11 protein-coding genes are annotated in these 12,116 nt (G+C 60.9%); 8 read left to right on the top strand and 3 right to left on the bottom strand.

Annotated elements, in window-relative coordinates; translation table 11 throughout:
* Positions 1–10: 10 nt before the first annotated feature.
* Together tssB and tssA are read right to left on the bottom strand one after the other, a co-directional pair.
* Complete coding sequence (gene tssB / locus C4J85_RS12080; RefSeq protein ID WP_124370536.1) at positions 11–520, bottom strand: type VI secretion system contractile sheath small subunit; 510 nt, start codon at positions 518–520, stop codon at positions 11–13.
* Positions 521–543: 23 nt separating this feature from the next.
* Entirely contained in the window at positions 544–2,097 is a 1,554-nt protein-coding gene (gene tssA / locus C4J85_RS12075; RefSeq protein ID WP_124409701.1) for a type VI secretion system protein TssA, read from the bottom strand.
* 468 nt (positions 2,098–2,565) lie between these two features.
* Here tssA and C4J85_RS12070 point away from each other — a divergent pair, with 468 nt between their 5' ends.
* On the top strand, positions 2,566–3,081 hold the full coding sequence (locus tag C4J85_RS12070; protein WP_124366844.1) for an Hcp family type VI secretion system effector: 516 nt from the start codon (positions 2,566–2,568) through the stop codon (positions 3,079–3,081).
* A gap of 49 nt (positions 3,082–3,130) precedes the next feature.
* On the opposite strand, the gene C4J85_RS12065 is transcribed toward C4J85_RS12070, so the two are convergent.
* Positions 3,131–3,952 carry an aldo/keto reductase gene (locus C4J85_RS12065; protein ID WP_124366843.1) on the bottom strand — a complete coding sequence of 274 codons (822 nt, stop codon included), beginning with the start codon at positions 3,950–3,952 and terminating at the stop codon, positions 3,131–3,133.
* 106 nt (positions 3,953–4,058) lie between these two features.
* On the opposite strand from C4J85_RS12065, the gene C4J85_RS12060 reads away from it, so the two are divergent.
* The 7 genes from C4J85_RS12060 (at position 4,059) to C4J85_RS12030 (ending at position 12,078) form a co-directional block, all read left to right on the top strand.
* Positions 4,059–4,553, top strand: coding sequence for a DUF1543 domain-containing protein (locus tag C4J85_RS12060; RefSeq protein ID WP_124409700.1), 495 nt, complete (start codon positions 4,059–4,061; stop codon positions 4,551–4,553).
* Between the two features lie 115 nt (positions 4,554–4,668).
* Entirely contained in the window at positions 4,669–4,950 is a 282-nt protein-coding gene (locus tag C4J85_RS12055) for a peptidylprolyl isomerase (protein WP_124362625.1), read from the top strand.
* Positions 4,951–5,079: 129 nt separating this feature from the next.
* The gene (locus C4J85_RS12050) at positions 5,080–6,939 is read left to right on the top strand and encodes an extracellular solute-binding protein (protein ID WP_124409699.1); all 1,860 of its coding nucleotides are present in this window, start codon (positions 5,080–5,082) and stop codon (positions 6,937–6,939) included.
* Positions 6,939–7,997: a microcin C ABC transporter permease YejB gene (locus C4J85_RS12045; protein WP_124409698.1), complete on the top strand. Its 1,059-nt coding sequence runs from the start codon at positions 6,939–6,941 to the stop codon at positions 7,995–7,997. Before C4J85_RS12050 ends, C4J85_RS12045 begins: the two co-directional genes overlap by 1 nt.
* A complete protein-coding gene (locus C4J85_RS12040) occupies positions 7,997–9,019 on the top strand; it encodes an ABC transporter permease (protein WP_164484536.1) in 1,023 nt (340 codons plus the stop codon). The genes C4J85_RS12045 and C4J85_RS12040 overlap by 1 nt, the downstream gene beginning before the upstream one ends.
* Positions 9,020–9,029: 10 nt before the next feature.
* Positions 9,030–10,601, top strand: coding sequence for an ABC transporter ATP-binding protein (locus C4J85_RS12035; RefSeq protein WP_124404012.1), 1,572 nt, complete (start codon positions 9,030–9,032; stop codon positions 10,599–10,601).
* 73 nt (positions 10,602–10,674) lie between these two features.
* A complete protein-coding gene (locus tag C4J85_RS12030; RefSeq protein ID WP_124366837.1) occupies positions 10,675–12,078 on the top strand; it encodes a sigma-54-dependent Fis family transcriptional regulator in 1,404 nt (467 codons plus the stop codon).
* The last annotated feature ends 38 nt before the right edge of the window (positions 12,079–12,116 follow it).

Raw genomic sequence — 12,116 nt, 5'->3', positions numbered from 1 at the left:
CAGTGTCCTTTTACTGAATAGGTTCGGCATCAGGGCTGCTCAGCCCCAGTTCGGCCAGCACCCGAGCACGGGAATCGTCATCGGCCAGCGCCTGCTCAATGGCTTTACGAAAGCTCGGGGTGTTGCCCAGCGGGCCCTTGAGCGCCACCAATGCCTCACGCAGCACCATCAGCTTTTGCAACTGCGGTATTTGCTCGACCAGGCTGGCGGGGTTGAAGTCCTTCATCGAGTTGATCCGCACCTGGACCGCCAGCTCTTCAACCTCAGCGTCATCCTGAAGGCGATTGGGCACGCTCAATGTCAAGTTCAGGGCCTGTTTGGCCAACACCTCGTCGAGGCTGTTCTTGTCGATCCCGATAGGCTTGCGATCCTCAAGCTTGCGCGGGTCGTCGCGCTGGGAAAAATCCCCCAACACCAACAGTTTCAACGGCAGCTCGACGTCCTCCTGTGCGCCACCCAGTGCGGGTTTGAAGGTGATGTTGATACGTTCCTTGGGTGCTACCGAACCGTCTTTGGCCATGGTGTTTCTCCTTTTGATGTTTTTTATTCGAGTACTGCTTCCAGATCGAACTGGCACAACCGGCGATGCGTGGCGTCTTTGCTTTCGCGCACGGCGTGGCTTTGCGGCAACAGGTCATAGCAGCGGTACAGGAGCCGGCCGACTTGCAGGGCCAGTTCCGGCTCCCAGCGGTCCAGGCCCGCGCGCTGTAATTCGAGGTCCAGCTGTTCCAGTTGGATTCTGCCCAGGTCAGGCTTGCCCGCGCGCATGCACAACCTGGCCAGTGCCAGGCGCCAATGAAAGCGCGCGCGTTCACTGCCAGCGCTGTGCAAACCCTGCTTGAGCACGCCGACGGCAGCCTTGAGCCCGTCCTTGCGCAAGCTGGGCATGACCGTCTGCAAGGCGGCTTCCCAGGGTTCGCTGCCGCCATCGGCAACGGCATTGAAAGGCTCGGCTTTGTGCAGGTGGCGAACAACATGAAGTGTGATCCACTCACAGGTCGCCGGGCCCGCAAACGGCGTGCCGTCGTCGAAGCTCAATTCAGGCAGGTTCGGTAGACGTTGCAATAACAGCGCGAAGCTCGTTTCCAGCTCGGTCATGGCCAGGTTCGCGTGCAAGGCTTCAAGGCATTCCCAGAGCATGCGTAGCCCATCGAACCAGAACAATGCACCCGCCAGGCTGACCTCGAGCTCAAGCAACAGCTCGGCGTGATGGCCTTGGCTGAGACGATCCTGGTAACGTTTAAGCTTGTCGGGAGCCAGCGGGCGCAACGCCGTCACCCCCTCACTGTTGGCATCGGGATAATTGACCAGGCTCAGCCACGCCAAGGTGCGTCCCAAACGCAAGGCCCGCAGGTCGGTGGCATTCTGGCGCAACCACCAGGCACACAACGTACGGGCCTGTTCCTGTAAGGCGCGCAGCACTTTGTGGGCATCTTTTTCATTGTTGATCAGCAACTCAGGCTTGAGCGACTGCGTGAGCGCCTGCTTGAACTGGGTGATCACGCCCGCAGCGCCCGCTGACTGCGCGCCGTCTTGCGTTGCACGCGCCAGACGTTCCGTCAGTTGTCGCCGGATTGGCAACAACAACGGGGCGTCGCTGCCAAGGCGTTCGTTCAATAGCTCATCAAGGCGCACGAGGTGTGCCTGCAGCGCCTGGAACAAGGGCAATCGGTCGACAAGCGACAGGTTCTGCGAGAAGAGCGCGGCCAGGCGCGTCACCAGCCAAGCCAATGCGGCAACGCGGGTGCGCAGCTTGGTGGGATAGACCGCCGCCCAGTGATGCTCACACAGATAAACCAGCAAACCGAGGCCGGCCAGCAACCCCGGGAATGAATCACGCTGATGCAGTCCCCAGGTGAGCCACACAGCGAGGCGCAGGTCCTTGGATTGCTCACGCAACAGGCGCTCGCTGAATTCGCAGACCTGCTGCCAGTCCGGCAGGCTCGCGCCATGTATGGATTGTGCCTTGGCAACCTCGGCTTCCACGGTTTCAAACTCACTCGAAAAGCGCACGTCATTGCCGGCAAAATCCCCTGGCGAACAAGGTATCCGTGCAAGTTCCTGGTAATAAGCGCACAACTTTTCTGAATGAACCATTTTTGGGCTGCACACAACTATGAAGGCTGAATAGGCAAACTTGATACTGGGAAATGCGTAGCAGAGCTCCGCTTAACCCTCGTTCAACACACAACGAAGTGAACGAACCTTAGCCATCAAAAAAACAGTCAGCAAGCCACAGCCTCACACTTAAGGAATTTCCTACGAGCCCTATAAAATCAAGGCCTGCGCAGTAATTTGCGCACTTAACAAAGTTAAATAACCGGCGATCACCGCCAACTGCGCCTGATTACTCACTTCTCACCATGAGCAATTAACTGCGCACTTATGTGCAACTTAAAATACTAAAAATCCGCAAAATCAGCCCCCTATGAAACGCTTTAACTTTCTACACCTTGATTTCATTGACCCACGCACTTTCAGGCACGCTTTTTGTTAAAGGCATTTCACCCGACCGGCAACTTCATCGCTCGGGAGCACCTACTCAATCAGACAAGGAAACCCGTCATGCCAACACCCGCGTACCTCACAGTCACCGGTGTCAAACAAGGTTTGATCACCGCAGGTACATTTACCCAGGACTCGGTAGGCAACATTTATCAGGAAGGCCACGAGGATCAGATTCTGGTGCAGGCATTTGCCCATCAGGTGATCATTCCCCGCGACCCGCAATCGGGCCAGCCTACCGGCCAGCGCGTGCATAAACCGCTGATGATCAGCAAGGTCTTCGACAAATCCTCGCCCCTGCTATTCAGCGCACTGACCTCAGGGGAAGAAGTGTCGTGCCGGCTGGAATGGTTTCGCACCTCTTCGGCAGGCACCCAGGAGCACTACTTCACCATTGAACTGGAAGGCGCGACGATCGTGGACGTCCAGTCGCGCATGCCCAGCTGCCAGGACCCGGACAACGCCCACTTCACCCATCTGGAGGACGTGTATTTCACCTATCGCAAGATCGTCTGGACCCATGAAGTAGCCGGCACTTCAGGCTCGGACGACTGGCGCAGTCCAGTAGCCGGCTAACCGCGGCGGTGGCGGGAACGGCCCAGGGAAGGTGCCGTTCCTGCTCGCGCTACACCATCGCCAGCGGGTGCTTGCGCTTGGGTGCGCCAAATACGCGGTCGATCGCGTCCAGGTCATGCTCGTCCAACACCAGCTTCGCAGCAGCGGCATTTTGTCGTATGTGGGCGGGCGTTACTGCCTTGGGGATGGCGATCACACCTTCTTGACGCAAAACCCAGGCTAGAGAGACTTGCGCGGGGGTGGCCTCATGACGATGGGCAATCTGCTTGAGCGTCGGGCTCGCCAACAGCTCGCCGCCCTGGGCAATCGGGCAGTAAGCCATCAAGGGCAGATGGTGCTGTTGCCACCATGGCAGCAGGTCGAATTCAATACCACGTTCTTCAATGTTGTAGAGCACCTGGTTGGTCGCACACGCGGGGGACGCCAGTTCCTGCAGGTCTGCCACATCAAAGTTGGAAACACCCCAACGGCCGATTTTGCCAGCTTCGCGCAGACGCTCGAACGCTTCGACAGTTTCTGCAAGGGGGTACTGGCCGCGCCAATGCAGAAGGTACAGATCGATGTAGTCGGTGCCCAGGCGCTGAAGGCTGGCTTCGCAGGCGCGGGGCACGCCTTGGCTGCTGGCGTTGTGCGGATAGACCTTGCTCACCAGAAATACCCGGTCGCGGCGGCCCTTGATGGCCTCGCCGACCACCTCCTCCGCACCGCCTTCGCCGTACATTTCAGCGGTATCGATCAGGGTCAGGCCTTCGTCGATACCCAGCTGCAAGGCGGCCACTTCTGCACGGCGCTGGTTTGGGTCTTCGCCCATGCGCCAGGTTCCCTGGCCGATGACAGGGACGGGAACACCGGCCAGATCGATAGTACGCATGACAACCTCCTGATGAGTTCGCGGATTAACAGTGTGGCATTGACCGGACAAAAGGGTTCAATCGCAGTATGGTTGGCCTCTGATCAATCGCCAGGAATCACCCGCAATGCTGTTTGTTGTCATGCTCGGGGGCAAGCATCCCAGGGCCCGAATCGAAGTACACGATGTCACGTTTGCCGTGGCGGATACGCTACAGGCCACCTACCCGCAATTGCGCGACGCGTGGTTCGGCAGCCCCAAGGGCGTGCACATCGATTCGTGGATGGCGGTCGATGGTGTCGACGGCTGGAAGGTCGAATTCAGCCAATTGGCGCCGCATGGCGATGCGCCTCGCTTGTATTTCCTCAACCTCGGCGGATATGAGGCCAACCGCTTCGGCGAGGCGCATCACTACCTGTTGCTGGTGGCGCGCGACAAACGCGAGGCGATGAGCAAGGGCAAGCAGCACCTGTTGCGCCACTGGTCCCAGGCCCACACCGACGCGGTAATGGATATCGACGATTGCCTGCCCATCGACTTGGTGGACGGCCGTTATGTGCATCTTGTACAAGGCCTGCACGCCCCCATCATCCAACAAAACGACTACATCGTTTTGGCCTGAACCCCGCGGGCCAGGCCGCTTCTGGCCCGCTCAGGCAAGTAGACGGAACTTTGCCAGGAAATAACCGCCTGAATCCGGTAGGCTCACCGTTTTTTTACTCAAGGAGTTATTTCCCATGGCCAAAGCCACCGCCCGCCACATCCTCGTTTCCACTGAAGACAAGTGCAACGAACTCAAGTCCCAGATCGAAGGCGGCGCTGATTTCGCAGAAGTCGCCAAAGCCAACTCCAGCTGCCCGTCCAGCCGTCAAGGCGGTGACCTGGGTTCGTTCGGTCCAGGCCAGATGGTCAAGGAATTCGACAGCGTGGTGTTCAGCGCCCCGGTCAATACCGTACAAGGCCCGGTGAAAACCCAGTTCGGTTATCACCTGCTGGAAGTCACCAGCCGCCAGGACTGATTCAGTCTGTGCTGATGTTGTAGACAACGGCCCGCCATTTGGCGGGCCGTTGTGCATGTGATGACTGACGACGCTTAAGCCGTTAACGTACAGCTCTCTATTTTTGTTCATCCGCGCTCAAGGCTGATAATGCGATTGGCTTTTTCCAGACTGTTCAGCATCACCCTGGTCGTGTTCCTGACCAGCAACGCCGTGATTGCGGCGCCACAAGCGTCCCTCACGGTGTATGGCGAGCCGGCCAAGTACCCCGACGGCTTCAGTCATTTCGACTATGCCAACCCCAATGCCCCCAAAGGCGGCAGCCTGCGCCGCTCCGCCCTGGAAATCGGGCGCTTTGACCATGTATTGCCGTATGTCGATAAAGGCATCGGTGTTTCCCAGGTCGATGGCTGGGTTTATGCGCCTCTGGCCCAGCGCTCCCTGGACGAGCCCTACACGGTCTACGGCCTGGTCGCGCAAAAGATGGAACGCGCCGACGACGGCCTGTCGCTGCGGTTCTACCTCAACCCCAAGGCGCGGTTCGCCGATGGCAAACCGATCACCGCCGAAGACGTGCGCTACAGCTTCGACTTGTTGATGACCCAAGGCAGCCTGCGCTTTCGCACGCTGTTCGCCGACGTCAAGCATGTCGAAGTCGAAAACGAGCGCCAGGTGCGTTTCGACTTTTCCAGCAATGAAAACCGCACCCTGCCCCTGGATCTCGCCACCCTGCCGGTGTTCCCCGAACATTGGTGGAAGAGCCGCGACTTCGCCAACGGCGGCGGCTATGAAGCCCCACTGGGCAGTGGCCCGTACAAGGTCAGCAAGATCGACTCCGGCAACACCATCACTTTTACTCGTGACCCCGATTGGTGGGGCAAGGACTTGCCGGTCAGCCGTGGCCTGTACAACTTCGATCACTTGAGCCTTGAGTATTTCGGCGACATCGAAGTGGCGCGCCAGGTGCTGCGCGGCGGTGCCTACGATTTCAATCGGGAGTTTTCCGCCACCGGATACTCCATCGGTTATAACGGCCCGGCCCTTGACGATGGCCGCCTGCAACGCGCGCATCTGGCCAAGGGGATGCCGCAACCGGCCCAGGGCTATGTCTTCAATGTGCAAAACCCGATGTTCAAGGACCGCCGCGTGCGCCAGGCCCTGGCTATGCTGTGGGATTTCGAATGGGCCAACCGGCAGATGATGCGCAACCTGTACATCCGCCAGCAAAGCTATTTCTCCAACAGCCCGCTCGCCGCCACCCTGTTACCGACCGAGGAAGAACTGGCGATCCTGGAACCCTTGCGCGGGCAGATTCCCGATGAGGTGTTCACCCAGGTATTCAAGGCGCCCGTTACCGATGGCAGCGGCATGATCCGTGACAAACAGTTGCAGGCCCTGGCCCTGCTGGAAGAGGCGGGCTGGAAGCCTGAAGGCGACAAACTGGTCAACGCCGAGGGCGAGCCGTTAGAGTTCACCTTCCTTAACGCCCAGGCAGGCCTGGAACGTCTGCTGCTGCCGTACAAACGCAACCTGGCGCAGATCGGCATCACCTTGAATATCCGCCGCATCGACTCCTCCCAGTACGTCAACCGCTTGATGGCGCGGGACTACGACATGATCGTCACCGGTTTTCCGGTGACCACCTCGCCGGGCATGGAGCTGTACAATTTCTTCGGTTCCGCCGCCGCGTTCGATCCGGGCGCCAACAATTACATGGCGCTCCAGGACCCGGCCGTCGACCGCCTGATCAAGGGCCTGGTCAAGGCCGACACCCAGGCGCAGATGCTCACCTATGCGCACGCGCTGGACCGGGTGCTGCAGTGGAACTACCTGTGGATTCCCAACTACTACCCGCCCGGCACGTCCGCCGCGTGGTGGAACCGCTTCGGCCGCCCGGCCATCGAGGCGAAAAACGATGAAGCCCTGGAAACCTGGTGGGAAGTCAGCCCGACGCCGCTGACCAACGCGCAGATGCAAGCCGAGCTGAAAAAACGCGGGGATGCGCGCTGATGTTTGCCTATATCGTGCGGCGCCTGCTGCTGATCATCCCGACCCTGGTGATCATCCTGCTGGTGAATTTTGTGATCGTGCAGGCCGCGCCCGGGGGGCCGGTGGAACAAGCCATCGCCCACCTGCAAGGCATCGGCGGCGGTGGTGTGGGCGGCGGCGCAGGCGAAGGCATCAGCGGCTCGCGGGCCAGCCGTGGCCTGGACCCGAAGCTGATCAAGGACATCGAAAAGCAATACGGCTTCGACAAGCCGGCGCCGGAACGCCTGTGGCTGATGCTCAAGAGCTACGCCCAACTGGACTTCGGCAACAGCTTCTTTCGCGGCTCGACGGTGATCGACCTGATCCTGGAAAAGATGCCAGTCACCATTTCCCTCGGCCTGTGGGCCACCTTGATCACTTACCTGGTGTCGATCCCCTTGGGCATCCGCAAGGCGGTGCGCCATGGCAGCAGCTTCGATGTGTGGAGCAGCACCGCCATCGTGATCGGCTATGCGATGCCGGCGTTTCTGTTCGCGATGTTCCTGATCGTGGTGTTTGCCGGCGGCACGTCGCTGAACTGGTTCCCGGTGCGCGGGCTGGTGTCGGAGAACTTCGAAACACTGGGCACCGTGGGCAAGATTGCCGACTACTTCTGGCACCTGGTATTGCCGGTCACGGCGCTGGTGATCGGCGGGTTCGCCACCTTGACCATCCTCACCAAAAACTCGTTCCTCAACGAAATTACCCGGCAGTACGTGGTCACCGCGCGCGCCAAGGGCTTGAGCGAACGCCGCGTGCTGTACGGCCATGTGTTTCGCAACGCGATGCTGCTGGTGATTTCCGGGATTCCCCAGGCGTTCATCAGCGTATTCTTCGCCGGTTCCCTGCTGATCGAAGTGATCTTCTCCCTCGACGGTCTGGGCCGCATGAGCTATGAAGCGGCCGTCTCACGGGACTACCCGGTGGTGTTTGGTTCGTTGTTTATCTTCACCCTGTTCGGCCTCTTGATAAAACTCATTGGCGACCTCTGTTACACCCTGGTGGACCCGCGTATCGACTTCGCCGCGAGGAACGGCTGATGCTCAATCTGTCGCCCGTGGCTCGTCGGCGTTTCGAGCGCTTCAAGAAGAACCGTCGCGGTTGGTGGTCCCTGTGGCTATTTATTGGCTTGTTTATCCTGACCCTCGGTGGCGAGTTGATCGCCAACGACAAGCCGCTGGTGCTCAGTTTCAAGCACGAGCTGTATTTCCCGGTATTCAAGCGCTACACCGAACAGCAGTTCGGCGGGCAGTTGCCGTTCCAGGCCGACTACCGCAGTGACTACGTGCAGAAGCTGATAAAGCAGGACGGCGGCTGGATGTGGTTCCCGCCGATCCCGTTCAGCGACGATACGCCCAATTACGAGCTGGCCCGCCCGGCCCCCAGCCCGCCGTCGACGGTGAACTGGCTGGGCACCGATGACCAATCGCGGGATGTGCTGGCGCGGGTGATCTTCGGCGCACGGGTGTCGATCCTGTTTGCCCTGGCGCTGACCGCGATCAGCGCCGCCATCGGCATCGCCGCCGGGGCGTTGCAGGGTTACTACGGCGGCTGGGTGGACTTGCTGGGGCAACGCATCCTGGAGGTGTGGTCGGGCCTGCCGGTGCTGTACCTGCTGATTATCCTGTCGGGCTTTGTCGAGCCGAATTTCTGGTGGTTGCTGGGCATCATGGCGCTCTTTTCCTGGCTGGCGCTGGTGGATGTGGTGCGCGCCGAGTTCCTGCGCGGGCGCAACCTGGAGTACGTCAAGGCCGCGCGCGCCCTGGGCCTGGGCGACGGTAAGATCATTGGCCGGCATATCCTGCCCAATGCCATGACCGCGACCTTGAGCTATTTACCGTTCATCCTGACCGGGGCGATTTCGACCTTGAGCGCCCTGGATTTCCTCGGCTTCGGCATGCCGGCCGGCAGCGCGTCGCTGGGCGAGTTGATCGCCCAGGGCAAGCAGAACCTGCAAGCCCCATGGCTGGGCCTGACGGCGTTTTTCACCCTGGCGCTGATCCTGTCGCTGCTGGTGTTTATCGGCGAGGCGTTGCGTGATGCCTTCGACCCTCGCTCATGAGTGACTGCGTATGAACCTGATCGAAATCCGTGACCTCAGCGTGGCGTTCAGCGGCCACACCGTGGTGCGCAATGTGAACCTGGACGTGCGCCCCGGCGAGTGCCTGGCGCTGGTGGGTGAGTCGGGCTCGGGCAAGTCGGTGACCGCCCATTCGATCCTGCAACTGCTGCCCGAAGCCGGCACGCTCAGCACAGGCTCGGTGAAGTATCGCGGCCAGGAGCTGATGGGCGCGTCGCCTAAGGCCCTGCAAAAGCTGCGCGGCAACCGCATTGCCATGATCTTCCAGGAGCCGATGACCTCGCTGAACCCGCTGCACACGATCGAAAAGCAGATCGGCGAGACGCTGCTGCTGCACAAGGGCCTGGGCGGCAAGGCGGCGCAGGCGCGTATCCTCGAGCTGCTCGACCTGGTGGGCATCCAGAAACCCCAGGAGCGGCTCAAGGCCTACCCCCATCAACTCTCCGGTGGACAGCGCCAGCGAGTGATGATCGCCATGGCCCTGGCCTGCGAGCCGGAGCTGCTGATTGCTGACGAACCCACCACCGCGCTGGACGTGACCGTACAGCGCAAGATCCTGCTGCTGCTCAAGTCGTTGCAGCAACGCCTGGGCATGTCACTGCTGCTGATCAGCCATGACCTCAACCTGGTGCGCAGCATTGCCCAGCGGGTGTGCGTGATGCGCGCCGGAGAGATCGTCGAGCAGGCCGACTGCCAGGCCTTGTTTGCCGCGCCGCAGCACCCCTACAGCCGCTTGCTGCTGGACGCCGAGCCTTCGGCTGAAGTGTTGTGCGGCGAGGAGCGCGAGACCGTATTGCAGGTGAACGACCTGAGCGTGCGGTTTGCTCTCGGCGGCGGGCTGCTGCGACCCAAGCGCTACCTGCAGGCGGTGGACGGTATCAGCCTCAGTGTGCAACGCGGCAAGACCCTGGGGATTGTCGGTGAGTCCGGCTCGGGCAAGTCGACCCTGGGCCAGGCGATCCTGCGCCTGCTCGATTCCACCGGCAGCATCCGCTTCCAGGGCGAGGCCCTCGACCCGCTCAACCACCGGCAGATGCGCCCATGGCGCAAGCAGATGCAGGTGGTGTTCCAGGATCCGTATGGCAGCCTCAGCCCGCGCATGTCGGTGCAGCAGATCATCAGCGAGGGCCTGGAAGTGCACGCCCCGTGCAGCCTCGACGCGCGCGAAGCCCAGGTGATCCAGGTGCTCAAGGACGTCGGCCTGGACCCCGCCAGCCGGCACCGTTACCCCCATGAATTTTCCGGTGGCCAGCGCCAGCGCATCGCTATCGCCCGGGCACTGGTGCTCAAGCCGGCGTTGATGCTGCTGGATGAGCCGACCTCGGCGCTGGACCGTACGGTGCAAAAACAAGTGGTGGCCTTGTTGCGCGAACTGCAGGAGAAATACGGCCTGACCTACCTGTTCATCAGCCATGACCTGGCGGTGGTGCGGGCAATGGCCCACGATATGATCGTGGTCAAGGACGGCAAAGTGGTAGAGCGCGGCCCCAGCCATGCCGTGTTCGAAGCGCCGCAGCATCCCTACACCAAGGAACTGTTGGCTGCCGCACACATCCCCTTGTAGAAGCGCGTTTATAGTGGCGAGCGGGCTCCCTCGCCACGCTTCACCTGCTGGACCATCAATCGGCGCTATGACTATGAACACCACCGAAAACCTCAAGGACTACCAACACGTTCGCGGCCTGGCCATTCAGTCGCTGTTCGAGATTATCGAGCAGTCCAGCGAAGGCACGGTGATCGTTGACCGTGATGCGAATATCGTCTGGATGAACGAGCGCTACGCCAAGCGTTTCGGCCTCAAGAGCGCCGAGCAGGCCATCGGCCAACCCTGCGAGCAGGTGATTTCCAACAGCCTGTTGCGCCAGGTGGTGCGCAACGACCGGCCGATTCTGCTGGATATCCAGGACACGCCCAAGGGCCCGCTGGTGGTGATGCGCCTGCCGATCCACGACGATGCGGGCGCGGTGATCGGTGCGATTGGCTTTGCGCTGTTCGATGAGCTGCGCAACCTGTCGCCGCTGATCGAGCGCTACCTGAGCATGCAGCAGGAACTGGCATCCACGCGTTCGCTGTTGCGCTCGCGGCAAAGCAAATACAACTTCGCGCACTTTATCGGCACCAGCGCCGCCAGCCTTGAAGTCAAGCGCCGTGCGCGGCGCAGTGCCAGCGCCGAATCGCCGGTGCTGCTGCTCGGCGAAACCGGCACCGGCAAGGAATTGCTCGCCCAGGCCATCCATGGCGCATCGCCCCGAGCCCACAAAGCGTTCGTCAGCATCAACAGCGCGGCGATCCCCCACGACCTGCTCGAAGCTGAATTTTTCGGCACTGCCCCAGGTGCCTTCACCGGCGCCGACCGCAAGGGCCGTCCCGGCAAATTCCAGATCGCCCAGGGTGGCACGCTGTTCCTCGATGAAATCGGCGACATGCCGCTGCCGCTGCAAAGCAAGTTATTGCGGGTACTGCAGGAAAAGGAATTCGAACCGGTGGGCTCCAACGAAATGCTGCACAGCGATGTGCGGGTGATCGCAGCGACGTCCATGGACCTGGAAGCGGCGATCAAGCGAGGCGAGTTCCGTGCGGACTTGTACTACCGCCTGAACGTGTTGCCGATCCAGGTGCCGCCGCTGCGTGAACGGCTGGAGGATATTCCGGCGCTGAGCGAAGCCATCCTCGAGGAACTGCGCAGCCAGCATGAACTGGACCGCGAAGCCCTGGCGCTGTTGGCGCAGCACGCGTGGCCGGGGAATATCCGTGAGCTGCGCAACGTGCTCGAGCGCGCGGCGTTGTTGAGCGATGACCTGGTGTTGAACGCCGGGGAGATGCGGGCGGCGATTGGCACGTTCAGGCCGGTGGCGCGTGGTGCGCCAGTACCGACTGTAGAAGGGGAAAGTTTCCATGCCGCGCGCGAGCGGTTCGACCGTAGGGTGATCGAGGGGATGCTACAGGCGTGCGAGGGGAATGTAATAGAAGCAGCCAGACGCCTGAAACTTGGTCGATCTACGCTATACAAAAAAATGGTCGCATTGGGCATGACGTCTTAGTAGACGACGTCGTTATTGTGAGTTTCAAAGCCAGCGCC

Origin of the sequence: Pseudomonas sp. R4-34-07 (genome assembly GCF_003852375.1) — a bacterium.
In the GTDB taxonomy this organism is placed as follows: Bacteria; Pseudomonadota; Gammaproteobacteria; order Pseudomonadales; family Pseudomonadaceae; genus Aquipseudomonas.
The sequence above is the reverse complement of the archived record's forward strand: the minus strand, read 5'-3'. Positions and strand labels throughout refer to the sequence as shown.